The sequence below is a fragment of the uncultured Eubacterium sp. genome (assembly GCF_934295145.1).
GTDB lineage: Bacteria > Bacillota > Clostridia > Lachnospirales > Lachnospiraceae > Eubacterium_I.
The window spans coordinates 23,334-49,684 of sequence record NZ_CAKRAS010000017.1 but is presented as its reverse complement, the minus strand read 5'-3'; the positions used below and the strand labels follow the sequence as shown (position 1 = coordinate 49,684).

Sequence of the window (26,351 nt, the reverse complement as noted above, 5' to 3'; positions counted from 1 at the left end):
TAAATCGCGAATTGCTTCGCTGTTCTCAATGAATCTTTCAAGGTTATTTCACTGTTCAGTTATCAAAGTTCTTTGTGCTCTGCTGTTGTTCAGCAACTTTTGTATCTTACCAGATATCCAAGTGTTTGTCAACAACTTTTTTATATTTTATTTTGTCGCTCTTTTTTTTGCGACAGCTCAATCATATTATCATAATCATAATTGTTTGTCAACAACTTTTTTATGTTTTTTTGATTGATAGCGGAGAAGGAGGGATTTGAACCCTCGCGCCGCTGTTAACGACCTGCACCCTTTCCAGGGGTGTCCCTTCGGCCAGCTTGGGTACTTCTCCGAATTAACAAATATATGATCATCGACTTAGTCGATAACGGAGAGAGTGGGATTCGAACCCACGCGCCCTTGCGGACAAACGGTTTTCAAGACCGCCTCGTTATGACCACTTCGATATCTCTCCTTTTTCTGTGCGCATTTGACCAGCGCAAGAATTATTATACATATACCCCCCTATCTTGTCAACAAGTTTTTTTATTTTTTTTGTTTTTTCGAGTAAAACTCCTTATCATTCATACAAAACAGACTAAAAAGAACTGTTTAGGTGCAAAGGAAAGCCCCTGCTATCACCAGATCTTCCGGCGTTGTAATTTTTATATTATCATAACTTCCTTCATATAACTTAACCGGGGTCTGAAGCATTGTTTCCACTACCATGGCATCATCCGTAATCTGTATCTCCGGCATATTTCGGTACATTTTTTCATAAGCCTCACGAATCAGTGGATATTCAAACACTTGTGGTGTCTGAATCGTCCACGTATATTTTCGCTGTGGTGTGTCTGCCACAAATCCTTCTTCATTTATAATTTTAATAGTATCTTTACTTGGCATACCAGCTGCGCACGCATGATACTGTTCTACGTTCTGTTTTGCTCGCAGTAAAAGTTCATCATCTATAAACGGTCGTGCTCCATCATGGATATAGACATAGTCTGCCCCTTCTAGTGCAGAGAGTCCGCGATATACAGAATCATAACGTTCTTTTCCTCCTGCGATCACGTGAGATACCTTATGAAAATCATATTTTTCCACTATTTCTTTCTGGCAATATAATTCCTGACCCACACCTGTTACCAGCACGATTTCATCCACAAAGCTCTCCTCAAATACCCGAAGTGCATAGTAAAGCACTGGCTTCCCGTTTAACATCAGATACTGTTTCGGGATATCACTTTTCATTCGTGATCCTTTTCCAGCTGCCAGTACAATGGCAACATGCCGTTTTTTTTCACCCATTCTATCGTTCTCCCAGTTTCAAGTTTGGAACTGCATTCAGATCCCATCCGTGACGTGTTCCTGCCATATACTCATAATATGCAGCTGCACCAATCATAGCCGCGTTATCTGTACAGAAAATCGGTGACGGATGATAAAAAGCGATTCCTCGTTTTTCACACGCTGCTCTCATCCCCTCACGCAGTACACTGTTGGAAGCCACGCCGCCTGCAATTGCAAGTTTATGGATTTTAAATTCTTCCGCTGCATACATAGCATGGGCAATCAGCACATCTGTCACTGATTTCTGGAAAGATGCTGCAATATCTTCCGGCACGATCTCAATATTTTTCATCTTACAGCCATTAATATAATTCAGCACAGCTGATTTTACGCCACTGAAACTAAAGTCATACGGATTATCGTTGACTTTTGCTTTCGGAAATGGGATTGCCATAGGATCTCCATTTCGGGCCGCTTTTTCGATTTTCGGTCCACCCGGATAGCCAAGACCAATGGCACGAGCCACTTTATCAAATGCTTCTCCGGCAGCATCATCTCTGGTTCTTCCAAGGATCTCATATTTGCCGTAATCTGCTACTTTTACAAGGTGTGTATGACCGCCCGACACCACAAGGCATAAAAACGGTGGCTCAAGGTCTTTATTTTCAATATAGTTGGCGCTGATATGCCCTTCAATGTGATGTACGCCTACCAGTGGAATCTTTTTCGCATAACTGATAGCTTTTGCTGCTGCTACGCCAACCAGCAGGGCGCCTACTAATCCCGGGCCATAGGTTACACCAATCGCATCAATGTCATCTAAAGTTACGTGCGCTTCGTCCAACGCTTCCTGAATAACCTGATTGATCTTCTCAATGTGTTTTCTGGAAGCAATCTCAGGCACAACGCCTCCATATAATGTATGCAATGCAATCTGTGACGAAATCACATTGGATAATACTTCTCTGCCATTTTTTACGACAGCTGCTGCCGTCTCATCACAGGAGCTTTCGATTGCAAGAATCAATACATCTTTCTCTGCCATAATTTTCTCCCATCTGCCGCATTTGACACGACATTCATCTATTATTCTTCTTCAAATTCAAGTTCTACGCTGCGCCCGTCTTTGCCAAGAGATGCTCCCGGAAAGATTTTATGTACCTCGTCCATATAACTCTCAGCTCTGGTTAAGGATGGACTGTAGTGCGTCAGCCACATTTCTGCTACTTCTGCTCGTTTAGCGAGATCTGCAGCTTCATAAAAGGTCATATGTTTATACTGGCGGGCCTTTGCTTCTTTCTCTTTTTCTGCATACATGCCCTCACAGATAAACAGATCCGCATGCTTTGCACATTCTGCGATAATCGGAATCGGTCTGGTATCCGTACAGTAAGTCAGTTTTATTCCTTTTCGCTGCGGACCAAGTACCATTTCCGGTGTCAGCCTACGATCTCCATCTTCAATGATTTCACCTTTTTGCAGACGACTCCAGAATTTCTGTGGTATTTCCTGTCCACGGGCACGTTCCACATCAAATCTGCCCTGGCGCTTAATCTCCAGTGTATATCCATAGCAGGTCACATTATGATTTACGCGAAAAGCATGGATACAATATCCATTCATCTCAAATTCCTGCTCTTTTTCCGTTATTTCATGGTATTCAATCGAAAATGGCAGTTCCGGTGCAATGGTGCGCAGTGCATTTACCACACGCTCCAGTCCTTTCGGGCCGATCATATGCACTGGCTTCGTGCGATCTGCATTTCCAAGAGTCAGTAAAAGTCCAGGAAGTCCACTGATATGATCTGCATGATAATGGGTAAAACAGATTACATCAAGATCATGCACACTCCATCCTTTTTCCCGGATGGCAACCTGCGTCCCTTCACCACAGTCAATGAGCAGATTACTTCCATTGTATCGCGTCATCAACGCGGTTAATTTTCGATACGGCAGCGGCATCATGCCCCCCGTACCAAGTAAACATACATCTAACATTCAAATATTTCCGTCCTTTCCACGGTCTGTGGCGGAATCCGAAACTGTGCCATCCATTGCGTCAAGCAGGATTCACAGATATCCGCTGTCTGACTGGTACCATCTTTTTGTGAAAAATAGCCCCAGGTCTTTTCAAAATGGAAAAAATCTTCCCGTCGGGCATCACAGTTCTCAGGAATCATTTTTCCGCAGCAATTACAATATAATACGCCTGCTTTTCTCACTCATTCATCCTCCGTGTCATATCACAGCACATCACAATGGCATGCTCTGTTGGCTTGCGATAAAAGTTTTTCCTGATGCCGCAGGGTACAAAACCATGCTTTTCATACAGTTTTTGTGCTGGAATATTGCTCTCCCGCACTTCCAGATAAATGGTCCGGATACCTCGCTTCTGTGCCGCCAAAAACACTGCCGTCAGAATCGCATCGGCAATCCCCTGCTTTCTGTGATCCGGGCGCACTGCCACATTTGTGATCTCGCCCTCATCCGCAGACAGATAGATTCCGCAATACCCCAGCAGGTTGTTACCCATACCGATGGCTGCCATCATCAACGCTTCTGGCTGTTTTAAGGCATCCAGGAATGCCTGCTCACTCCAAGGTTCTGAAAAACACGCTGATTCCAGTGCCGCTACCGCGGAAACATCTTCCGGCCGCATTTCACGGATGACAATTGTCTGTTTTTCTCCATTTATATTTTGGGAAATGCACTCCTTCTTGTCACACAAATCCACACTTTTTTCTTTTTTTACCACATTTTCTAAAGGATGACTCACACTATTTTCCGACATTCTGCTTCTCCAGCATTTCCTGACGCTCACGTTCGGCCTGTGACAAACGCAAATAATCCGGGCAATGCTCTGCTGCTGTCTCTAATCTGCCTTCTTTTGCATACTGAAGTCCAAGCCATGCTACTGCCCCTGCCCTCTGTTTGTTCATATGCGCCGGTGCGTAATCATGAAGCACCGTACAGTTTTCTTCTATATAATCACGAAATACAGCCACGCCATCTCCAAGGAATGTCACTGCTCTGCCAATTTCATTGATCTGCGCAATGATTTCATTGATTCCAACCGCGCACTGCTGCTGCAAAATCTGAAGCGCACCATCTCTGAATTCATAAATACCGGTATAAGTCTGCTGCCGTCTTGCATCCATCAACGGACAGATCAGAGACTGATGTCCCCAGAGATTGCAGGCCAGTGCATCTACTGTCGGAATGTGGATCAACGGTTTGTCCAGAGCCAGTCCAAGTCCTTTTGCGGTAGCAGAACCTATGCGGAGTCCGGTAAAAGAACCCGGTCCTGCCGCAACGGCAATGGCATCAAGGCTATTCAGATCCAGATCGATCATTTTTGCAACTTCATCCAGCATCGGAAGTAGTGTCTGTGAATGCGTCTTTTTATAATTTACAGTATATTCTCCCAGCATATTGTCATCTTCCACGATGGATACGCTGGCTACAAGCCCTGAACTGTCTAAGGCTAAAAGTTTCATGTGTGATGCACCTCCCTGATAGTTATTGTACGATAATCAAATCCTTTTTCCAGATTTTTTTCAATCTGAACTTCCCGGTATTTCTCCGGTAAGATCTCCTCGATCAGGTTTGCCCACTCAATCATGGTCACACCGTTTCCATAAAAATAATCTTCATAACCAATCTCATCCATTTCTTCAATATCACCAATGCGATATACATCAAAATGATAAAATGGCAGTCTGCCTTCTTCGTATACTTGTACGATAGTAAATGTCGGGCTGCTGATCGGCTCTGTAATTCCGAGCCCATCTGCAAATCCCTGGGTAAATACGGTTTTCCCAACACCAAGGTCACCAACCAGAGTCAGCACGTCTCCCGGATTGGCTTCACTTCCCAGTTTTTTCCCTAATGCATAGGTTTCTTCTGCCGAAAATGTCTCTATCTTCATACTTTGTTTCCTCAATTAATTTGTCAGTCTGCGTGTTACATTTCCATGAAATCCGCAGGTTATTTTTTCTTCTTCTGCGTATTTTTGTGCTGCTTTTCTGCGGATGCATTTTGATCCTGAATCTTCATCGTCAGCGCAATTCGTTTTTTCGCCACATCCACACTGAGCACCTGCACGTCCACAACATCTCCGACAGATACTGCCTCCAGCGGATGTTTAATAAAGCGGTCACAGATCTGTGAAATGTGTACCAATCCGTCCTGATGTACGCCAATATCCACGAAAGCGCCAAAATCAATGACGTTTCGAACCGTTCCTTTCAGGATCATACCCGGCTTTAAGTCTTTCATTTCAAGTACATCGGTACGTAAAATCGGTTTCGGCATATCTTCACGGGGATCCCTGCCCGGTTTTTCCAGCTCACTCACAATGTCACGCAGTGTCAGTTCTCCGGTTCCAAGTTCTTCTGCCAGTTTTTTATAATCACTGATTTTCTTATGCAGTCCTGGAATGGCACCTTTTTTTAATTCATCTTCAGAATACCCCAGACGTTTCAATAAGGCTTCTGCCACTCCGTAGCTCTCCGGATGCACACTTGTAGCATCCAGCGGCTGTGTACCATCGCTGATGCGCAGGAAACCGGCACACTGTTCAAATGCTTTTGGTCCAAGTTTTGCTACCTTTAATAAATCTTTCCGATTCTTAAATATACCATTATCTTCCCGATATGCAACAATATTTTTTGCAATCGTTTTATTAATGCCGGATACATGTTCCAACAACGGAACAGAAGCAGTATTTAAATCTACTCCGACTTTGTTTACGCAGTCCTCTACCACGCCTTCCAGCGCCTCTCCGAGACGTTTCTGATTCATATCATGCTGATACTGACCAACGCCAATGGATTTTGGATCGATCTTCACCAGTTCTGCCAGTGGATCCTGCAGACGTCTCGCAATGGATGCCGCACTTCGCTGTCCTACATCAAAATTTGGGAACTCTTCTGTAGCCAGTTTACTTGCAGAATACACACTGGCTCCGGCTTCATTTACGATTACATACTGTACCGGAACCGGCAGTTCTTTTAATAATTCTACAATCACCTGCTCCGACTCCCTGGAAGCAGTTCCGTTTCCAACGGAGATCAGCGTAATATGGTATTTTGCAATCAATTTTTTCAAAACAGCTTTGGCTTCTGCCACTTTATTCTGCGGGGCAGTCGGGAAAATCACTACTGTATCCAGCACTTTTCCAGTAGCATCTACTACAGCCAGTTTACATCCGGTACGGAACGCCGGATCCCAGCCAAGTACCACCTGCCCACGGATTGGCGGCTGCATCAGAAGTTGTTCCAAATTTTTTCCAAAGACACGGATTGCGCCTTCCTGCGCTTCCTCTGTCAAGCTGTTTCGGATTTCACGTTCAATCGCCGGTGCGATCAGACGCTGATAACTGTCTGCGACAGCTTCTTTTAAATACGGTGTTGTATACGGATTATCTCTGCGAATCGTCTTTTTCTCCAGATAACGGATAATCTCTTCCTCCGGGGCTTCCAGTTTCACTGTCAGAATTTTTTCCTTTTCTCCACGATTTAGCGCCAAAATCCGATGTCCCGCCAGTTTGGCCACAGGCTCTTCAAAATCATAATACATTTCATATACAGATTCCGCATTTTCATCCTTCGCAGTGGAAGTCAATCTTCCCTTTTGCATTGTTTTTTCTCTGATATAAGTTCTATAATCGGCTTCATCTGCAATGGCTTCTGCCACGATATCCATGGCACCCTGTAATGCTTCCTCGGCGAATCCCACACCTTTTTCCTCGGAAATATAAGCTACTGCTTCTTCCTCGGCAGAATGATCTAACTGCTGCAAAGACAACAGATTTGCCAGCGGTTCCAGTCCTTTTTCTTTTGCAATTGTTGCACGGGTACGGCGTTTTGGGCGATATGGACGGTACAGGTCGTCCACGGCCACCAGAGTATCTGCTGCCAGAATCTGTTTTTTCAGATCCTCGGTCAGTTTTCCCTGTTCCTCAATAGATGAAAGCACCTGCTCCTTTTTTTCTTCCAGATTGCGCAGATAATTCAAACGCTCATACAGATTTCTGAGCACTTCATCGTTCAGTGCACCGGTAGCTTCTTTACGGTAACGGGAAATAAATGGAATGGTATTTCCCTCATCTATCAGTTTAACTGCTGCCTGTGCCTGCCCTGGGCGAATTTGTAATTCTTCTGCAATTTTTTTTATGATATCCATATTTGGTAATCCTTTCTGTACTTCTATCTTTCCGTTCATACGCTATATCGTATCATATCATACATTCTTCCGGTTGTCATTTTCTGATGCACATGTTAGAATCATGTTTTAAAGGAGGCAAATTATAATATGTACGAACAAAATAACAATCCATGGAATGATTCCTGGGAACAGCCGAATCAGCAGGATCCGAATTACCACAATCCCGCTCCGGGAAATGCATCCAACGGTCTTGCTGCGGCTGCCCTGATCTGTTCCATTCTCAGTATTGTATCTGTTTGTTGTCTGTATGGCGCGTTTATTTTTGGCGGTCTGGCAATTATTTTTGCCCTGCTCTCCAGAGGCAAACGCAAAAAGGCGACCGGAGCTGCACGCACCGCTCTGTTCCTTGGCACTGCCGGTTTATTGATCAGTCTGGTCATCACCATCGGCAGTTTTATCACTGTCAGCCGTCAGTACGGCGGATTTGACAAGTTTCTGGAACGTTATACCTATACCTTAGAGCACGATTTCGGCATCGATTTGAATCCGGGCAGTGATGGTTCCGGTACAGACGGCGGTTCCGGAAGTGATTCTATCCCGGATGGCAACGGTTCCGGAGAATATTTATAAAAACGGTTCGATTCCGGTTTTTATATAAAACAGATTTTTTACTATAAAATGAATGATTACGATAACAAGCGAGGCATATACCCACGCATGGCGGTATTTCATTCCTATTGGAATCCGATGTCTGCTGACTTTGTCTATGGTCTGACTGATCATAAACCAGACATATACCACAGCAGCATACATAATCATCGGGAAATCCACCGCGCAAACGAGGAATCTTCCGGATAACAATGCTTTCAGGCTTCTGGTTCCGCCGCATCCCGGGCAAAAATAACCGGTCAGTGTATGAAATACACACGGAGGCATCCGCCCGCCTGTAAACAAATCCGTGAAAAAGAATCTTTTTAGAATTATCCCTGCACCGAGTAGTATAAAAATTACCCAGCCACAGCGGTATAATCCATTTTCCAACGAAACTTTCGATTCTTTCATCTTTGCTTCCTCCTTGTCTCACACTATTTTAACAGATTGGAGCATGATATCAATATGAAATCTTTTGCAGATTTAAAAGCAAATGCCAGAGATGCTTTGCTTGGACGTTACAGTGTGCTCATCGGTACCGGCATTCTTGCCTGGCTCATCTCCACACTGATCGAACTCCCGTTTTCCCGCATGTTGGAACAGGGAATTTATTATATGCACATAGGACGTATCATCTGGGCTTACACCGGTATGCTTTTTGTCGGCCTGATCGGTTCACTTTTTAACATTGGCATCACATTTATGCATATGCAGGCAGCCAAAGGCATCCGCCCGCAGTTTTCGGATCTGCTGCATCCGTTTCGCAACCGCCCGGACAAATTCATCGGATGTGAGTTCATCCTTATTCTAATTTCCTTTGTCTGCACACTTCCGGGAGTGATTGTCACCGTAATTGCCGCATTTCAGGGTAGCACGATCACAGATCTTCAAATTAACACAATGCTGGTTATTGGAACTATTCTGATAGTCATTGGTTTTATTGTTCAGATCATACTTGGCTTTGCATTTTCCCAAGCTGTTTACCTGCTCATTGATTATCCGGATTATCAGGTAACAGAAGCGCTTCGCCAGAGTTTTATTCTGATGAGAAGACGGAAAATGCGTTATTTTATGCTGCAACTGTCCTTTATCGGATGGGGATTGCTGGGCTGTCTGACACTTGGTATTGGATTTTTGTGGATTATTCCTTACGTTGCTCAGACAAATACACAGTTTTACCTAGACTTAAAACAAGTTTGATGTATCTAAAAAAGCAGGATTCCATCTCTTTGAGAAATCCTGCTTTTTCTATCTTGCTTTCATTTATTACTCTTCGATAAATCTGTCGTGTGCGGCACGCATTGCTTTGTCTACATCTTTCTCGTCTACCAGAACAGTAACACGAATCTCAGATGTTCCGATCATACGGATGTTTACACCAATATTGTAAAGTGCCTCAAACATACCTGCTGCCACACCAGGATGTGTCTGCATACCAGCTCCAACGATGGATAATTTTGCAACAGTCGGATCTGCCTCAATCTTCTGGGCTTTGATACGCGCCTGATTCTCCTCAAGTACTTTTACAGCCTCATCCATCTGATCTCGGGATACCGTAAAGGAAATATCCTTTGTACCGTCACGTCCGATGGACTGTAAAATAATATCTACATTAATATTCTTCTTTGCCAGAAGATCAAAAATCTTAAATGCCATTCCCGGCTCATCTTTAATACCAATTACTGCGATTCTCGCTGCGTTTTTATCTACTGCTACACCACTAACAAGCATGCCTTCCATTTCTGTTTCCTCCTTAACAATTGTTCCTTCTGCTCTGTTTAAACTTGAACGTACAACTAACTGCACACCATATTTTTTAGCAAGCTCAACAGAACGGTTATGAAGAACTTTTGCTCCAAGTGTTGCCAGTTCAAGCATCTCATCGTATGTGATTTCTTTCAGTTTTTTTGCGTTTGGAACCACACGCGGATCTGCTGTGTATACACCCTCTACATCGGTGTAGATCTCGCAGGCATCTGCATGCAGAGCTGCTGCCAGTGCAACTGCCGTTGTATCGGAACCACCACGTCCCAGTGTTGTAATGTCATCGTATTTATTTACCCCCTGGAAACCGGTGATGATAACAATTCTTCTCTGCTCCAGTTCGTTGAAAATACGCTCGGTATCGATACGTTTAAATTTTGCATTGCTGTATGCTGATGTTGTATGCATAACTACCTGAAATGCATTCAAAGATACTGCAGAAACGCCAAGAGACTGCATTGCCATGGACATCAGAGCAACAGATGTCTGTTCTCCGGTTGCCAGAAGCATATCCATCTCTCTTTTTGAAGCTTTCGGATTGATGTCACGTGCCATCTCGATAAGATGGTCTGTTGTCTTTCCCATTGCGGACAGAACAACAACTACATCATTTCCTGCTTCATAATCTTCGATACATCTCTTTGCTACATTAAAAATTCTTTCTTTATCAGCCACAGAACTGCCGCCGAATTTTTTTACAATTAGCATGTCTTCCTCCCAAATAAGTAATCTATGATTTCATGGCCACACGCCACGTAGTTTCCACTGGCCTCGCCCTCAGCCTCATTGTATTTCCAGTCATGCTTCTGAAGGTTTGTGCTGTCATATAAGAGATATGGCACACTGTCAGATGAATGCGTCCGCATGCAGATTGGCGTCGGATGATCCGGAAGAACCAACATTCGGAAATCCTCTCCTGCTGCTTCAAGTCCTTCCTTCACTGGCTTGATAATCCGTGAATCCAGATATTCAATTGCCTTCACCTTACGCTCAACACTGCCCTGATGACCCATCTCATCCGGAGCCTCAACGTGGATATATGCAAAATCATATCCCTCTTTGGTCAATACTTCAATTGCTGCCTGCGCTTTTCCTTCATAATTGGTATTCAAACCGCCATTGGCTCCTTCTACTTCAATTACTCTCATGGATGCACCTACAGCTATTCCTTTTAACAGATCCACTGCAGAGATCATCGCACCTTTCAGATGTGTTTTCTCTTCAAAGGAAGAAAGAGCCGGTTTTGTACCTGCGCCCCAGAACCAGCAGGAGTTTGCCGGATTGAGACCCTGTTTCTTTCGTTCCACATTGATCGGATGGTTTACCAGAATGTCATAACTTTTCTTCATCATTTCGCGAAGAATATCATCCTCCGGAAGATACTGACCAATCGTCTGTCCAAGGACATCATGAGGCTGTGTCAGTTCCACCACTTCTCCGCGATCCCAGATTAACAAATGACGGTAGCTGGTTCCGACGTAAAACTTATATGTTTCATTTTCCAGCCCTTCTCTGACTGCGTCCAGCAAAACAGCTGCATCTGCAGTACTGATCTCACCGGAACTGTGGTCAATGATCGTACGATCCTCATAATTTTCCTGTTCTTCAGACAATGTAACCAGATTGCAGCGAAGTGCAATATCTGTCTCCTTCATGTCCACACCAATACTCAATGCCTCCAACGGAGAACGGCCAGAATAATAAATTCTGGGATTGTATCCCAAAACTGACAGGTTTGCTGTATCACTGCCCGGTTTCATCCCATCCGGAATCGTGTGTACCATTCCAATTTCTGATACTGCTGCCAGTTGATCCATCTCCGGCGTATCTGCATAAGCAAGCGGGGTCTGATCGCCAAGTTCTGCGATCGGACGGTCTGCCATTCCATCTCCTAAAACCACCACGTATTTCATCACTTTTTACCTCTGTTTATTTCTATCTTTTTACTCTCACAAACAATTTTTCACATTTTATTTACACATGCAAACAGAATGTTTCTTATTTTACGCGAATGCACTGAGACACTTCACCAAGTTCAGCCTCTGCTTTATCATATGCAAAGCCATCCATTTCTGCTGTAACAAATGCGTTCTCGCCTGTCACGCCATCTGCCTGTACATAGGAAACGCTTCCAAAAGCTTTCTCAATAGCAGCTTTGTCAGCTTTTGTACGGACAAAATATTTATTTTTGAGCTGTCTGTAATCGGCAAGCTCCAGTTTTTCCTCGCGCCATTCCACTGGAATATTCTCATCCAGATGTTTTGCAATCTCAATGATATCTGCAACAACTGCACTTGCGGTCGGAAGTTTTCCAGCTCCACTGCCGTAGAACATTGCATCACCAAGAACGTTTCCATGTACAAATACCGCATTGAATACGTCATTTACATTGTACAGCGGATGTGTCGGCTCCAGCATGAACGGTGCTACCAACGCACAGTAGCTGTCGCCAGTCTGATAGCTGGATGCAAGAAGTTTAATGCTTCTTCCAAGTGCTTTTGCATATTTGATATCAGTTGCAGTGATCTTTGTGATTCCCTCGGTATGGATATCCTGAAAATCAACCTGCTGTCCGCATACGAGAGATGTCAGGATCGCGATCTTTCTGCAGGCATCATGGCCTTCAATATCAGCGGTCGGATCTGCCTCTGCATATCCTTTCTGCTGTGCATCTTTTAATACATCTTCAAATTCGGAACCTTCCTCAGACATTTTTGTCATCATATAGTTTGTGGTTCCATTTAAGATACCGGATACTTCCTCGATCACATCTGCAGTCAGACAGGAATTTAATGGGCGGATGATCGGGATTCCGCCGCCCACACTTGCCTCAAACATACAGTTCACATTTTTCTCTTTTGCAATGCGGATCAGCTCTGCACCTTTTTCTGCGATCAATGCTTTATTGGATGTAGCAAAATGTTTGCCACTCTCCAGTGCCTGTTTTGCAAACGTATAAGCCGGCTCCACGCCACCCATGGCCTCAACCACGATTACGACCTCCGGGTCGTTCTGGATGACTGCATAATCATGAACAATCTTGTCTTCCATCGGATCACCTGGGAAATCCCGCAGATCCAGGATATATTTGATAGCAATTTCATCTCCCACACGTTTTGTGATGCTTTCTTTGTTCACTTTTAATACTTCGGCTACACCGGAACCAATGGTACCATAACCTAATACTGCAATCTGAATCATCGTTTGTCACTCCCTTGCTAATATTTTTAAATAATGAATGCCTTGCTGCTGTTCAATGGTATCTACCATCTGGGAAATATCCCCGGTCTCATTTAACACGTCCACACTTAGTGTCAATGAAGCAATTCCGTTAACCGGGATACTCTGATGAATGGTAAGGATATTCGCATGATAATCTGCTACGATCCGCAAAACCACGGATAACAGTCCTGGTTCATCATCCAGCTGAACGACCATAGTGATTGTCTTTCCTTTTGCATTATCATGGAATGGAAAAATATCATCTTTGTATTTATAAAAAGAACTTCGGCTGATGCCTACATTCTCCGCTGCCTCCTGCACAGAAGCAGCTTTCCCCGAATCCAGCAGCCGTTTTGCCTCTACTACCTTCAGTAAAACCTCCGGCACTGCTTTTTGTTTCAGGACAAAATATTTCGTTTTTTCTGCCATTATGCTCCCCCTCTGTGTATTTCTGAGAAATACATCTGTTTTCACAGTAAAGATATAGTATCATAATCAAACCCTTGATGCAACCCCGTTTTTGTGTTTTTCCAGATACCAAGAGCAGGAAATTCATCGTAATTTCCTGTCAAACAAAAAACCGGGGATTTTAAAATCCCCGGCCGCCACCGCCAAAAGTACGCCCACCGGCGCCCTGATGAACAGAACTGGTTCCACCGCCTCCTGACGGCGGATCATCTTTCGGAAGCTTTCTGCGCGTAATAAACTGACGCACAAAATGGTCTTCACTTCTGTGAAGTTTCACTGCTCCGTGTTCCCTGGCATTATAATGATATCTACCAAATTTCAATCTGTATTTTCCTGTAATAAACAGGCAGAATACCAGACAGGCTGCTGCGCCAGCCAATGTTGCAAATAAAAGTTCCATCTTATCCAGGTGCGGCTCACTGCTTCCTTCCTCCTGGTAATAAATACCACTGTCTTCATCATAAATCGCCAGATTATTCGGCTTTCCAGCCTGATAATAGATAAGCGTATCTTCCAGCATAGAATCCATAGCCTGCTTATAATCTCCGGATCCTGCATACTCCGTCGCATGATCCAGCATTTTATTCAGACGGGTATCTACAATATATTTGTAACTCTCACCGGCTGTCGCAATATAGAACACCCGCGCATTCATATCAAGGACAAAGGCTATACCATCGTCACTCTCTGTGTACTCGTTAAATTTTTCTTCTGCATAATCCTGTGTGGACACCACGGATGCATCATCTACCGTCAGAAGCATCAGATCCCAGCCGGTCTCACTTTCTGCTTTATCCACGGCTTCCGTAAGTTCTGTTATTTCCTCATCGGAAAACAGTCCGGCATCATCATATACCTGCCTTCCCGACGCATAAGCTGAAAGACTGACCGACAAACTCATTACAATACAAAGAAGCACACCCGCAAGGCAGATCCGACTTTTTGTTTTTCGCTGTATTATCCTCATTTTGTTCTCCCTAAAACACAAAATATCCCAGTAGCAGCATGATTGCAAAGGCAATCCCACCGATCAGAATTCCACACAGAGAAACTTTCTTCCGGTCGATTGGAAGTTCACCATAAGTTTTTCCATTCTGTCCGTTCATTGAATAGTAATATATTTTTCCATTCAGCCCCTTATATGTTACCGTCCATACCGGAAGTAATGTATACTTCCAGTTTTCCTGCAGTAATCTGATATTATCGGATATAATATGTACTCCGGTATAGCCTTCGATGGTGTCCTCCAGCAGATCTCTGGTGCAATTTTCCACCTCACCGCGCACTTCCGACTCCAGCTCGGTTCTCTCAATATCTCGTTTTTCCGCATAAAAGCCGGACAGATATCCCATATGAAAAGGTTCTGCCTTGGAAAAATCATACGGCAATACCCCTTCTGCCAGCAGACGGTCTGATTTTTTCAGTGCGTGTTTTGTAATCTCACGCAGAGAAACCTCACCCTGGCGTTCCATACGGAAGATACGCGTTTCTGTAATTTCCTCATCTCCGGCTACAAATACCCGGACTTTGCTTCCCTCTGCTGTCAAGGCACCGTCCACCTCGGCATCACACACCCAGTATGGATAATAAATTCCCGTCAGTTTTTCAATCTGCTGCTTCTGAAAAAATGCATTCGGCACAAATTTCTTTTTCTGAACAAAATCCAGGAAATGCTGCTCCGCCTGCTTCCGGTCAATCTCAAAGGGTACGATCTGATCCGGATGAAAATCTCCGGTCAGCTGTTCCGAGAGAAGCACCGGATTATGACAATAATAACAGAACGTTGCAGCCGTGGTCTGATCTGTCACGATCTGTGCACCACAGTTCGGACAGGTATACACAACTGCTGAAGCCTCCTGGTCTTCTGCTTCAGAATCATGAGAAGCTGTTTCCGCAAATAATCCTGCAGTTGTTCCGCCCCCGGCCGATTCCGCTGAATCTGAAGTCTCCTGTGTCCCGCTATTTTCGGTTTCGATCTCATCCAAAGCAAAATCTGAACCGCAATATTCACATTTATATTTCTGACTTTTCGGGTCAAAAATCAATTCGCCGCCACAATTGGGGCATTTTATACTGATCGTTGACATATCATTCCTCTTACGCTTTCGGTTTGCCACACTCAGAACAGAATTTTCCACTGTTTACTGCCCCACAACTGCAGGTCCATGGTGCTTCGGGTGCCGGTTTTCCACATTCGGTACAGAATTTTCCACTGTTTACTGCCCCACAACTGCAGGTCCATGTGGTCGGCATCGGTTTACCGCACTCGGAGCAGAATTTCCCGGTGTTTGTCGCTCCACAGCTGCAGATCCACTCATTGGAAGTTCCATGCTGCTGTGCTGCCTGTGCCTGCTGACGATTCATCTCCATCTGACGGATATTTGCTTCAGATGCAGCGCCCATAACACCTGCTCCTGTCTGCATTCCCATACCCATGCCCATAAAGCCGGATACGGAACCTGACGCATTAGAGCCTGCTGCTTCCATACCCCGGGCAACAGACCCCTGCACATATCCCTCGCGGATCGTCGGATCAGAGAGCATTGCGCCCTGATTTCGCATGTTGATCAGCTTTGTGGATGCATCGTCATAGGAAATGCTCGCAATACCAACCGATGCGATCTCCACACCGCGGTTTTGCTTCCAATCCTCATCCAGAATATCGGACATGTATTTGCCAAGTTCCCGCCCTTTAGAGGTCACAAAAGAAATTCTTATGCCATCCGCAGACATCTGATTGATGGCTGACTGCAGTGCCTCTAAAAATTCATCCAGAAACTGTTCGTTGACATCTGATACTTCCACCTGTGCCATATTCCGCGGAATTACTTCTGCATAAAATTTCAGCGGATCACTGATGCGGATAGAATAGGTTCCGTGTGTCCTTAAAAACAGCTCTGCATTATAAAAGTTATCAAAATAATTGATCGGATTTCTCGTACCGAATTTGATGCCTTTGATTTCCTGCAGATTCAGATAATATACTTTCTGTTCGGTCGGGGACTGTCCGCCGTATTTGATACGTTCAAACGTAGCCTCCATGGCACTGGAAAAATCTCCATGAAACAGAGAAGGCTCCATGTCATTTTTCACTTCAAAATACCCCGGCTCGGCCGTGTAATCAATAATCTTGCCGCCATCGGTCAGGATCATAAACTGATTATCATACACATGAATGACAGAACCATCGGAAATCACATTTCTGCTGCCTTTCCGGTTCTGGGATTTTTTATTTATCAAAACACCCGGTGTCATCAGTGTCTGCGCACCCATATCTGCCGGTTCGATTACTTCCAGCCACTGATCTGCCAGACCTGAACTGATACTTTTTACTGCTGCTCGAATGATTCCCATGGTAATTTCTCCTTTTTGCTGTCACATACTCTCAAAAAATCACTTCCGATTCCCCGGAGTATAGTTCTATGCTTCCTGATCGTTTTTGGACAATGTAATCCATTTCAGGTATGCATTGATAAACAGATCAATATTTCCATCCATGACACTGTCCACATTTCCGGTTTCTGCGTTGGTACGATGATCTTTTACCATCGTATATGGCTGCATAACATAGGAACGGATCTGATTTCCCCAGCCAATCTCTGTCACATCACCTCGAATATCTGCCGCTTTTTCTGCATTTTCCTGCTGTTTTAACAAATACAGTTTTGCTTTCAGCATCTGCATTGCTTTATCTTTATTCATATGCTGAGACCGCTCATTCTGACATTGTACCACGATACCGGTCGGTAAATGTGTGATACGGATGGCAGAAGATGTCTTGTTGATATGCTGACCACCGGCTCCGCTGGAACGGTAGGTATCGATACGCAGATCATCATCATTGATCTCGATTTCCACATCTTCTTCAATATCCGGCATAACATCGCAGGATACAAAGGATGTCTGACGTTTTCCTGCCGCATTGAACGGGGAAATACGAACCAGTCTGTGAACACCTTTTTCTGATTTCAGATAGCCATAGGCATTTTCGCCATGTACCTGAAATGTCACAGACTTGATACCGGCTTCCTCCCCGTCCAGATAATCCAATACTTCCACCTCAAATCCTTTGGCAGATGCCCATCTGGTATACATACGGTACAGCATACTTGCCCAATCACAGGACTCTGTGCCGCCGGCTCCTGCATGCAGAGTTACGATCGCATCGTCTCTGTCATATTCGCCGGAAAGCAATGTCTTCATGCGAATATTCTCAAAACTTGTTTCAAATTCATCCAGCAATTCCTGAATCTCCGGAATGACTTCCGGGTCATTTTCTTCGTATCCCATTTCGATCATGAGCTCCATGTCTTCCATCTGGGATACCAGCTGTTGGTAAATCTCCACATCATCTTTTTTGCTTTTGAGCTCTTTCATAAGCTCCTGGGAACGCTCCGGATCATTCCAGAAATCCGGTTCCTCCATCTTCCGCTCTAACTCCTGAATCCTCTGCTCTTTGTTAGCGAGGTCAAAGTGAATCCCTTACTTCCTGGAGCGGGTGTTTGTATGCGTTCAACTTTGTTTTGAACTGGTCTAATTCAACCACCGAAATCACCTCTTTCTCTTATTTCAGGATATTTTATCCTGTTTATTCTTATACAGTATGTCCTTTTTCTTTGATCACTTCAATTACCTGATCGACATATTTCTCACAAAGACTTTCTGTCTCTGCTTCTACCATAACACGGATCACCGGCTCTGTTCCGCTCTCACGAACAAGGATACGTCCGGTATCGCCCAGTGTTTCTGCAACCTTTGCTACTGCCTGCTGTACATCAGTATCATTCTGTGCTTCTGGTTTGCTCTTTACTCTTACATTTTTGAGTACCTGTGGGTAAATGGTCACCGGCTCAGCCAGTTTGCTTAACGGCAGTTTCTTCGCCAGCATAACTTCCATCATTTTCATGGATGTTAAGATACCATCACCTGTGGTTGCATATTTGCTGAAAATAATGTGTCCGGACTGCTCACCGCCAATACGATGACCATTCTGAACCATGTTCTCATATACATATTTATCACCAACTGCTGTTTTCTCATAATTAATACCAGCCTCATCAAAAGCTTTGTACAGACCAAAATTAGACATAATGGTCGTTACAACAGTATTGTTCATGAGTTTTCCTCTCTCTTTCATATATTTGCCGTAAATATATAAAATCAGATCTCCGTCGATAACATTTCCTTTTTCATCTACTGCAATACAACGGTCTGCATCTCCGTCATAAGCAAAGCCAACGTCCAGATTGTTGTCTTTTACAAATTTCTGAAGTACTTCAATATGTGTGGAACCTGCATGATTATTAATGTTTGTTCCATCCGGCTCTGCGTTGATGACATATGTTTTTGCGCCAAGTGCGTCAAATACACTCTTTGCGATCATCCAGGAACTTCCGTTTGCGCAGTCAAGCCCAACACGGACATTTTTGTAAGAATAAGTAGCCAGCGAAATCAGATAACCTACATAACGGTTTCTTCCTGCTGCATAATCTACGGTGCATCCAATCTCCTCGCGGACAGCAAACGGCACATCTGCCATCTCTTCTCCGAAGAGATTCAGTTTTCCATCAATGTAATCCTCGATATAGGAAATGGTTTTCTCATCCATCTTCTCACCATTTCCATTGATCAGTTTGATACCATTATCATAATACGGATTGTGGCTTGCGGAGATCATGATACCGCAGTCAAAATCTTCTGTTCTTGTCACGTAAGATACGGACGGCGTTGTGGTTACATGAAGCAGATATGCATCTGCGCCTGAAGCAGTCAGACCTGCAACCAGAGAATACTCAAACATATAGCTGGAACGTCTTGTATCTTTTCCGATTACAACTTTACATTTTTTTCCTGTAATCTGATGATAATACCATCCGATAAAACGTCCTACTTTGTAAGCATGCTCTACTGTTAATGTTTTGTTGGCCTCCCCACGGAAGCCGTCTGTTCCAAAATATCTTCCCATTTTGAATCCTTTCCATTTGTTATTAACTTATGATTATATATATTTTTTTCAAAACGCATGAATCTACAGCCGGTCTTTTAACTGTTCCAAAATCAGATCCACGCACTCTTCCACGCTGTATTTTGCCGTATCGATCACTGCATCCGGATGCTTCGGCGCTTCATACGGACTGGAAATACCGGTAAAGTGATCCACCTTTCCTTCACGGGCCATTTTATACAGGCCTTTGACATCCCTGCGCTCACACTCCTCGATCGGAGTATTTACATATACTTCCATAAATGCATCTCCGATGATCTCACGGGCATTCTGACGGTCCTGTGCAAACGGAGAAATAAAAGATGTCAGTACGATCAGTCCCGCATCGTTCATCAGTTTGGATACCTCAGCGATTCTACGAATATTTTCAATTCGGTCTGCCTCACGGAAACTCAGATTTTTATTCAGTCCCATACGGACATTATCGCCATCCAGCAACATCGTATGTTTGCCCATGGCCACCAGACGCTTTTCCAGTTCATTTGCCAGCGTCGATTTTCCGGAGCCGGACAGACCAGTAAACCAGATCGTCTTTGCATTCTGGCCAAGCTGTTTCTCACGGAATTCCCGTGTAATATCCATATCATGCCAGGTCAGCTGATTTTCTCTGTTTAATGTATGCTCTACAACACCACATGCTGATGTCATATGAGATACCCGGTCAATCAGAATTAAGGAACCTAACGCATTATTTTTTTCAAATTTATCGAAAACCAGTTTTGAAGCAGTTGCAATTTCGCAGCGCGCAATCTCATTTTTATAAATCGCCTCTGCATATACTTCCTCCCCGGAATTGACGTCAATCTTGTACTTGATGTTCATGATCGTTGCAGGGACACTCTGTGTGCCGAGTTTCAACAGAAAATTCTTTCCTGCCACCAGCTTCGTATCATCCATCCAGAGCAGTGTTGCAGAAAACATGGAATTTACATTCAGTGAAGTACCTTCCACCAGCACACAGCCTCTGGAAATATCAATCTCTGTATCCAGCTGAATGGTTACGGCATGACCCACAGAACTGGTCTGTACTTCTTTGTCGCCTTCATAAATCAGTTTTACAACAGCTGTTTCACCACTTGGCAATACCTGAATCGTATCGCCCACTGACACACTGCCACTTTCGATCTGTCCCTGGAATCCACGAAATGTATGATTCGGTCTGCAGACACGCTGTACCGGCATGGTAAATCCTGTCTCTGTCGGATTTTCCTTTACGTCAATGGTCTCCAGATAATCCAGCAGTGTTTTTCCTGTATACCACGGCATATGGGAAGAACGCTTTGTAATATTATCTCCCTCAGTCGCAGATACTGGGATCATCTGTGCAGTGCTGTACTCAAATTCTGCCAGCAGCACTTTAATATCTTTCTTGATCTTCCGGAATTTTTCCTGTTCAAAATCGATCAAATCCATTTTGTTGATGGCAAATACAAAGTGTTTGATTCCCATCAGAGAACAGATCCGGGTATGGCGTCTGGTCTGTGTCAGTACGCCCTGGCTGGCATCTACAAGGATAACCGCCAGATCCGCAAAAGATGCACCTACTGCCATATTTCTCGTATATTCTTCGTGTCCCGGTGTATCAGCCACAATAAAAGAACGGCGCTCTGTCGTAAAATAGCGGTAAGCAACATCTATGGTAATTCCCTGCTCACGCTCCGCCATCAGGCCGTCCAGAAGTAAACTGTAATCAATAGCTCCGCCTCTGGAACCGACTTTGGAATCCAGTTCCAGTGCACGCTTCTGATCTGCAAATAATAATTTTGCATCATAAAGCATATGTCCGATCAGTGTGGATTTTCCATCATCCACACTTCCACAGGTAATAAATTTCAACAATGCGTTCATCTAGAAGTAGCCCTCCCTTTTCCGTTTCTCCATGCTGGCCGCTCCACCGTCCTTATCGATCACACGACTGGTACGTTCAGAAGATACCGCACTTAAAGTCTCCTGAATGATTGCATCCAGCGTATCCGCATCAGACTCCACGCCACCGGAAAGCGGATAACATCCAAGGGTTCGAAAACGAACTTTCTTCATCATCGGTTTTTCTCCCGGAAACAGACGCATACGGTCATCATCTACCATGATCAGATTGCCGTCACGCTCTACGACAGGACGCTCTGCTGCAAAATACAACGGAACGATATCAATATTTTCCCGCTTGATATACTGCCAGATATCCTTTTCTGTCCAGTTAGAAATTGGAAATACGCGGATGCTTTCACCTTTGTTGATCTCCGTATTGAACAGCTTCCACATCTCCGGACGCTGATTTTTCGGATCCCAGGCGTGCTCTGCATTACGGAAAGAGAAAATACGCTCCTTGGCACGGCTCTTTTCCTCATCACGTCTGCCGCCACCAAATGCTGCAGTAAAACCATACTTATTTAACGCCTGCTTTAAGGCCTGTGTTTTCATGATATCGGTATAGGCTGCACCATGATCAAAGGGATTGATTCCCTGTCGAACACCGTCTTCATTAATGTATTCCAGCATCTCAATTCCATATTTTTCCGCTACTTTATCGCGAAACTCAATCATTTCTTTGAATTTCCATGTAGTATTTACATGTAAGAATGGGAATGGTGGTTTCTCCGGATAAAATGCTTTTAACGCAAGATGCAGCATAACCGATGAATCCTTTCCGATGGAATATAACATTACCGGTTTTTCACACTGTGCTGCCACTTCTCGCATAATGTATATTGCTTCCGCTTCCAGTTCATCCAAATGATCCATACTTTTGTCCTCTTTTCCTGTGTTATTCCCCCAAACCGTTTTGTATCGCGGATACGATTCCTGCCAGCGCCTCGTCTTCGTCTTCTCCCTCACATACAAATTCAATTTCATCATTGTATTTGATACTCGCCGCCAGCACACTTAAAAGGCTTTTTACATTTGTCGTCATATTTCCTCTCTGAAAAGAAATCTTTGACTTGTATTTGATCGCCTCATCACACAATTTTCCCGCAGGGCGCAAATGCAGTCCTGCAGGGTTTTTAATTCTTACTTTCTGACAAACCATTTTGTATCCCCTCCAAATACATCCTTGGTATCTTTACCTTCTTATTGTGTGGAACTGTCTGTTCCTCCTGTATTATCTGTACTGTCTGTATTTCCCGTATTATCTGGCTTTTCCGTCACTGTCACGGATGTGTATGGTGTCTCACTGACTGTGTAGCCACCGTCAATGGAAACCTGCGCTGCCATAACTCCCAGGTTAAATGGTGATGCATCAATCGTTCCGGTAATATCATTCGGATTGATATCTGAAAAGTCCTCCTCAAATCCCAGCAGGTTTACCGTTACAGTATCTGCATTAAATTCCAGTTGATAATTGGATGAAAGATTTCTCACCGTGATATTTTTCACTGGCACGGCAAAGGCTTTCGCCGTTCTTCCCTCGATCACCAGTGTCACACTGATCTGTTTCGACTGATCAGATGCCAATGATACACCTTCCGGCAGGAATTTTGACAAATCCACACTCGCCGCTACGTTTGATGATGCACCGGCAATATTCATCTGAGAACCAGTGATTTCAAGTTCGCTTATAGACGCCAATGCTTCCGTGCTTCCCACAAGGTTTACGTTTGAAACACTGCATTCCGCTTTCTGAAACCGGTAACCATCCGCAGGTGTGCCATTTGTCACAAATTTCAACGGTACGGATTTGCCCATGGTAACGGTCACATCCACAGCAACAGATGTACGGTTCAGCGTCAGTCGTTCCTGTGGAATTTCATTTCCATCTTTGTCCAGCAATACCACTTTGCTGTTCGTTGCGATATTTTCCTCTGCACCGCTAACATCTACACTCGCCTGCACCGTGGCGATCTGATTCAGAATTGATTCCGGTCCGGTGATGGTAATTTTCTTCGGATCCGCTACCGTCGACTCGATATAGCAATATGCTGCCGGTGTACCGATCGTCGCAACCTGAACGGTATAGCGTTCTGTCTTCAGATTTTCCACACTGATCTTCAGCGTCGCATCCCGCTTGTTAATTTCAATCTGACTTGCATATCTGGATGCCGTTACACTGACCGGCACCGTAGTCATCTCATCATTAATATTTTCCATATTGGCTACTGCCGTAAAATCCGACTCAGAAAGTTCTTCTATAATAGAACGTTTTCCGGTAACCGTAAAGGAAATCTTATCTGAATTATTTAAAATATCGTATGTCTTTCCCATGTCAGTCAGGTAATCGCTGTTCTCAATCGTTACCGGTATCACAAATCCTTTTGTTTTTTCCGGGTCTTCAATATTGACAACCACCAGCCAGATGACAATTGCAAAAACTGCCGCCAATATTTTGAGGCCAAAATTATTTGTTATCCGCTTTGTTACTTTGCGCAGCATTTTTCAGCCTCCTTTTCAGTTTTTCAAAATAGTTCTCCGTCTCTCCTGACAGTTTTGCCGCAAATTTCAATTTGCTTCGCAGGAAATCTGCATCAATATTGCGATACAGTGTACTTTCCACTGCCAGCGATACTGCTCCCGTCTCCTCTGAAACCACAATGGTCATAGAATCACTGACTTCACTGATTCCGACAGCAGCACGGTGTCTTGTTCCAAGTTCCTTACTCAGTTCCATATTATCCGATAATGGCAGATAACAGGTTGCTGATACAATTCGGTCTCCCCGCACAATGATCGCGCCATCATGCAGAGGTGTATTATGTTCAAAAATATTGATCAGAAGCTGACTTGATACGAGGGAATCCAGTGGAATTCCTGTTCGAATATATTCATTCAGCATCACATCCCGCTCAATTACGATCAGGGCTCCCGTTTTTACTTTACCCATCTCATAGCAGGCTTTTACGATCTCATTGATTGTTTTCTCAGAAAAACGGACAGCATTTGCCTTTTGAAAATCAAAACTAAAAAATGCAGTAAGAAAATTCTTTCTTCCCAGCCGCTCCAGTGCATTTCGCAGTTCCGGCTGAAAAATAATAACCAGCGCGATCGCTGCTACATTTACTACTTTTCCCGACAACCACAAAATCGTATTCATCTGGAAAAGTGCCGCGATCAGAAGGAAGATCAATATCACAATGATACCTTTAAACAGCATCCATGCTCTGGTGTTTTTCACCCATACCATAACCTGATATAATACAAAGGCAATAATGATAATTTCTATGATATCGGTGGCCCCGATCTTTGGTTTGTCTATCCAGGAAAGATATTTATCCATAAAAGCATATAATGCTGCTCCTATTTCCCGCATCTTTTCACTTCCTCTCTGATTTTCCTGTTTCTTATTTTTTATTTGTCATGCAGCTCTCTGAACACCTGCTCTTCCAAATCATCTTCCGGATGGCTGACATGAACAGAATTTACTTTCTTTCCACGCGTGGATTTTCTTTTTTTGGAACGTTTTGCGTTAATGTGTTTTACCTGTTTGTCTTCTACGGAAACAAAAGTCTTCGGTACCGCTTTGACATAATAATAGTACTCATCATCTTCAAACTGTGTATGTTCCACCCTGCTGTAATCCACACTCAGGGTCATAAAATCAATCACTAATGCAATTATCAGTGAAACCACACATCCAACGATGACTTTTACAATACGGCTGCTTTCTCCCAGATAGATTTCTCCACTGCAGATCACACCCATCTGCACGGCAACTCCAAGCACAATTGCGATGATCCGCGCATGGTCCACGCTGAGTTTTCTCACGCAATATACCACAATGGATGCTGCAGCAAAGGCTCCAAGATAAAAATACATTTCTTTATCTGTAAAAATTTCCGTTACGGCAAGGGTTACCACACTTTTCTTTGTGATAGACTCTTTTGCAGAAAACAGTGCCGCATTTTCGTTAATATTTTTCAATAAAAAGTAAATAAATTCTCCGCATACAACGGCGATGGCTGTATAGATTCTATCCATCAGTCCGGCGCATACCGGCATGATGTAAGGGACCCCCGCCACATTCAGCACCGGTGTCAGCACTGTATACATGCCTTTTCTGCTCGTAAACCGAAAGTACAGACAGAAAAGTGCTGCAAATACCAGTGCTACAATGCCACACAATTCCAGAGACAGTGCATAGCAATTCAACAGAACCAGCAGTGCCCCGAAAAACAGCATAACTCCGGATGGTAAAAAGGAACACAGCAATGCACACAGCAATGCAATCGGATATTCCTTCAGCACATCCATGTATCCGATTTTGTGGTCAATCAGCGTAAATGCGAAAAATGCAACTAAAAAGCGCCCTATTGCTACAACAAATATCTCATATTTCCCGACAAAACGGTAAATATATTCCTTTATTTTCAACAGCTGAACCATACGTTACCTCCTGCTCCACGTTTCAGAATTTTATTCCTCCTGTGTATTCTCCTTCTCCTCAGCAGCATAAGACTTATTCAGCCGATGAAGATAATGCAGGTACAAATCTCTCCTGTCCCGGCATTGTTTATGCCTGTGAACTGCCACGAGTGCGCAGATCACCAGATAACATGCCAGAAATATCAGATATATCACAACAATTTCTTTGATCAGTACCCTATAGTTTACATTGGCAAAGTATTGATTAAAATCATCCCATTTGGAGCAGATCCACAACATCAGAACAGCAAAAAAACAGATCGTTCCAAGGACAAATCCTTTTACCATCTGCAAAATCACATAATCACCCCGACGATATGTGCTGATCTTCAGTTCTCTTTCTCCGGGTCCGTTTTCAAGCATGGCCATTCTGGTCATTTCACGAACTCTTTCCTGATTAATCATAGCTTCACCTTTTTTTGCTCATACTATATGAAAAGTATATCAT

Annotated in this window: 27 protein-coding genes and 2 tRNA genes; 2 read left to right on the top strand and 27 right to left on the bottom strand. The window is 43.9% G+C overall.

What is annotated here, in order from left to right; all coding sequences use genetic code 11:
• Nucleotides 1-241: 241 nt before the first annotated feature.
• From Q0I54_RS05170 to Q0I54_RS05125, 10 genes are all read right to left on the bottom strand, one after another.
• Nucleotides 242-331 (bottom strand) — tRNA-Ser (locus Q0I54_RS05170).
• A 37-nt stretch (nt 332-368) separates the two neighbouring features.
• Nucleotides 369-454, bottom strand: a tRNA-Ser gene (locus tag Q0I54_RS05165).
• A gap of 137 nt (nt 455-591) precedes the next feature.
• Nucleotides 592-1,290, bottom strand: a complete 699-nt coding sequence (ispD, locus tag Q0I54_RS05160) for a 2-C-methyl-D-erythritol 4-phosphate cytidylyltransferase (RefSeq protein WP_296117009.1) — start codon at nt 1,288-1,290, stop codon at nt 592-594.
• A 1-nt stretch (nt 1,291) separates the two neighbouring features.
• Nucleotides 1,292-2,317, bottom strand: a complete 1,026-nt coding sequence (gene tsaD, locus Q0I54_RS05155) for a tRNA (adenosine(37)-N6)-threonylcarbamoyltransferase complex transferase subunit TsaD (protein WP_296117007.1) — start codon at nt 2,315-2,317, stop codon at nt 1,292-1,294.
• Nucleotides 2,318-2,358: 41 nt separating this feature from the next.
• Nucleotides 2,359-3,270 (bottom strand): ribonuclease Z, encoded by a 912-nt coding sequence (locus Q0I54_RS05150; RefSeq protein WP_296117006.1) that lies wholly within the window; start codon nt 3,268-3,270, stop codon nt 2,359-2,361.
• On the bottom strand, nt 3,264-3,494 hold the full coding sequence (locus Q0I54_RS05145; protein ID WP_296117005.1) for a hypothetical protein: 231 nt from the start codon (nt 3,492-3,494) through the stop codon (nt 3,264-3,266). Before Q0I54_RS05145 ends, Q0I54_RS05150 begins: the two co-directional genes overlap by 7 nt.
• Nucleotides 3,491-4,063 (bottom strand): ribosomal protein S18-alanine N-acetyltransferase, encoded by a 573-nt coding sequence (gene rimI, locus Q0I54_RS05140; protein ID WP_296117004.1) that lies wholly within the window; start codon nt 4,061-4,063, stop codon nt 3,491-3,493. The genes Q0I54_RS05145 and rimI overlap by 4 nt, the downstream gene beginning before the upstream one ends.
• Nucleotides 4,050-4,769 (bottom strand): tRNA (adenosine(37)-N6)-threonylcarbamoyltransferase complex dimerization subunit type 1 TsaB, encoded by a 720-nt coding sequence (tsaB, locus tag Q0I54_RS05135; RefSeq protein ID WP_296117002.1) that lies wholly within the window; start codon nt 4,767-4,769, stop codon nt 4,050-4,052. Before tsaB ends, rimI begins: the two co-directional genes overlap by 14 nt.
• On the bottom strand, nt 4,766-5,200 hold the full coding sequence (gene tsaE / locus Q0I54_RS05130; protein WP_296117000.1) for a tRNA (adenosine(37)-N6)-threonylcarbamoyltransferase complex ATPase subunit type 1 TsaE: 435 nt from the start codon (nt 5,198-5,200) through the stop codon (nt 4,766-4,768). The genes tsaB and tsaE overlap by 4 nt, the downstream gene beginning before the upstream one ends.
• Nucleotides 5,201-5,259: 59 nt before the next feature.
• Complete coding sequence (locus tag Q0I54_RS05125; RefSeq protein ID WP_296116998.1) at nt 5,260-7,458, bottom strand: Tex family protein; 2,199 nt, start codon at nt 7,456-7,458, stop codon at nt 5,260-5,262.
• A 129-nt stretch (nt 7,459-7,587) separates the two neighbouring features.
• On the opposite strand from Q0I54_RS05125, the gene Q0I54_RS05120 reads away from it, so the two are divergent.
• The gene (locus Q0I54_RS05120) at nt 7,588-8,070 is read left to right on the top strand and encodes a hypothetical protein (protein ID WP_296116996.1); all 483 of its coding nucleotides are present in this window, start codon (nt 7,588-7,590) and stop codon (nt 8,068-8,070) included.
• Here Q0I54_RS05120 and Q0I54_RS05115 read toward each other — a convergent pair.
• Nucleotides 8,065-8,502, bottom strand: a complete 438-nt coding sequence (locus Q0I54_RS05115; protein WP_296116994.1) for a DUF2752 domain-containing protein — start codon at nt 8,500-8,502, stop codon at nt 8,065-8,067. The genes Q0I54_RS05120 and Q0I54_RS05115 overlap by 6 nt on opposite strands.
• A gap of 54 nt (nt 8,503-8,556) precedes the next feature.
• Here Q0I54_RS05115 and Q0I54_RS05110 point away from each other — a divergent pair, with 54 nt between their 5' ends.
• The gene (locus tag Q0I54_RS05110) at nt 8,557-9,291 is read left to right on the top strand and encodes a DUF975 family protein (RefSeq protein WP_296116993.1); all 735 of its coding nucleotides are present in this window, start codon (nt 8,557-8,559) and stop codon (nt 9,289-9,291) included.
• A 66-nt stretch (nt 9,292-9,357) separates the two neighbouring features.
• Here the strand turns inward: Q0I54_RS05110 and Q0I54_RS05105 are convergent, their stop codons facing one another.
• From Q0I54_RS05105 to Q0I54_RS05030, 16 genes are all read right to left on the bottom strand, one after another.
• Complete coding sequence (locus Q0I54_RS05105; protein ID WP_296116991.1) at nt 9,358-10,563, bottom strand: aspartate kinase; 1,206 nt, start codon at nt 10,561-10,563, stop codon at nt 9,358-9,360.
• A complete protein-coding gene (locus tag Q0I54_RS05100; RefSeq protein ID WP_296116990.1) occupies nt 10,557-11,768 on the bottom strand; it encodes a cofactor-independent phosphoglycerate mutase in 1,212 nt (403 codons plus the stop codon). The genes Q0I54_RS05105 and Q0I54_RS05100 overlap by 7 nt, the downstream gene beginning before the upstream one ends.
• Nucleotides 11,769-11,853: 85 nt before the next feature.
• Nucleotides 11,854-13,056 carry a homoserine dehydrogenase gene (locus Q0I54_RS05095; protein ID WP_296116988.1) on the bottom strand — a complete coding sequence of 401 codons (1,203 nt, stop codon included), beginning with the start codon at nt 13,054-13,056 and terminating at the stop codon, nt 11,854-11,856.
• Nucleotides 13,057-13,062: 6 nt separating this feature from the next.
• Nucleotides 13,063-13,506: an ACT domain-containing protein gene (locus Q0I54_RS05090; RefSeq protein ID WP_296116986.1), complete on the bottom strand. Its 444-nt coding sequence runs from the start codon at nt 13,504-13,506 to the stop codon at nt 13,063-13,065.
• A gap of 160 nt (nt 13,507-13,666) precedes the next feature.
• Nucleotides 13,667-14,512: a TPM domain-containing protein gene (locus Q0I54_RS05085; protein ID WP_296116983.1), complete on the bottom strand. Its 846-nt coding sequence runs from the start codon at nt 14,510-14,512 to the stop codon at nt 13,667-13,669.
• Between the two features lie 10 nt (nt 14,513-14,522).
• Nucleotides 14,523-15,632: a TFIIB-type zinc ribbon-containing protein gene (locus Q0I54_RS05080; protein WP_296116982.1), complete on the bottom strand. Its 1,110-nt coding sequence runs from the start codon at nt 15,630-15,632 to the stop codon at nt 14,523-14,525.
• A 10-nt stretch (nt 15,633-15,642) separates the two neighbouring features.
• Nucleotides 15,643-16,899, bottom strand: coding sequence for an SPFH domain-containing protein (locus Q0I54_RS05075; RefSeq protein ID WP_296116980.1), 1,257 nt, complete (start codon nt 16,897-16,899; stop codon nt 15,643-15,645).
• 66 nt (nt 16,900-16,965) lie between these two features.
• Nucleotides 16,966-18,091, bottom strand: a protein-coding gene (gene prfB / locus Q0I54_RS05070; RefSeq protein ID WP_296116979.1) for a peptide chain release factor 2 whose coding sequence is annotated in 2 segments (ribosomal slippage) — nt 16,966-18,015 and nt 18,017-18,091 — 1,125 coding nt in all. Because the reading frame shifts where the segments join, the coding sequence is not laid out codon by codon here.
• Nucleotides 18,092-18,139: 48 nt separating this feature from the next.
• A complete protein-coding gene (gene glmM, locus Q0I54_RS05065; protein ID WP_296116977.1) occupies nt 18,140-19,510 on the bottom strand; it encodes a phosphoglucosamine mutase in 1,371 nt (456 codons plus the stop codon).
• A 63-nt stretch (nt 19,511-19,573) separates the two neighbouring features.
• Nucleotides 19,574-21,397: an adenylyl-sulfate kinase gene (gene cysC / locus Q0I54_RS05060; RefSeq protein WP_296116975.1), complete on the bottom strand. Its 1,824-nt coding sequence runs from the start codon at nt 21,395-21,397 to the stop codon at nt 19,574-19,576.
• Entirely contained in the window at nt 21,398-22,291 is an 894-nt protein-coding gene (cysD, locus tag Q0I54_RS05055) for a sulfate adenylyltransferase subunit CysD (RefSeq protein WP_296116973.1), read from the bottom strand.
• Nucleotides 22,292-22,313: 22 nt separating this feature from the next.
• Entirely contained in the window at nt 22,314-22,577 is a 264-nt protein-coding gene (locus tag Q0I54_RS05050) for an HPr family phosphocarrier protein (RefSeq protein ID WP_296116972.1), read from the bottom strand.
• A 41-nt stretch (nt 22,578-22,618) separates the two neighbouring features.
• Nucleotides 22,619-23,917: a YbbR-like domain-containing protein gene (locus Q0I54_RS05045; RefSeq protein ID WP_296116971.1), complete on the bottom strand. Its 1,299-nt coding sequence runs from the start codon at nt 23,915-23,917 to the stop codon at nt 22,619-22,621.
• On the bottom strand, nt 23,883-24,758 hold the full coding sequence (gene cdaA, locus Q0I54_RS05040; RefSeq protein ID WP_367270781.1) for a diadenylate cyclase CdaA: 876 nt from the start codon (nt 24,756-24,758) through the stop codon (nt 23,883-23,885). Before cdaA ends, Q0I54_RS05045 begins: the two co-directional genes overlap by 35 nt.
• Nucleotides 24,759-24,829: 71 nt before the next feature.
• Nucleotides 24,830-25,864, bottom strand: a complete 1,035-nt coding sequence (locus Q0I54_RS05035) for a hypothetical protein (protein WP_296116968.1) — start codon at nt 25,862-25,864, stop codon at nt 24,830-24,832.
• A gap of 30 nt (nt 25,865-25,894) precedes the next feature.
• A complete protein-coding gene (locus tag Q0I54_RS05030; protein WP_296116967.1) occupies nt 25,895-26,308 on the bottom strand; it encodes a hypothetical protein in 414 nt (137 codons plus the stop codon).
• Between the last annotated feature and the right edge of the window lie 43 nt (nt 26,309-26,351).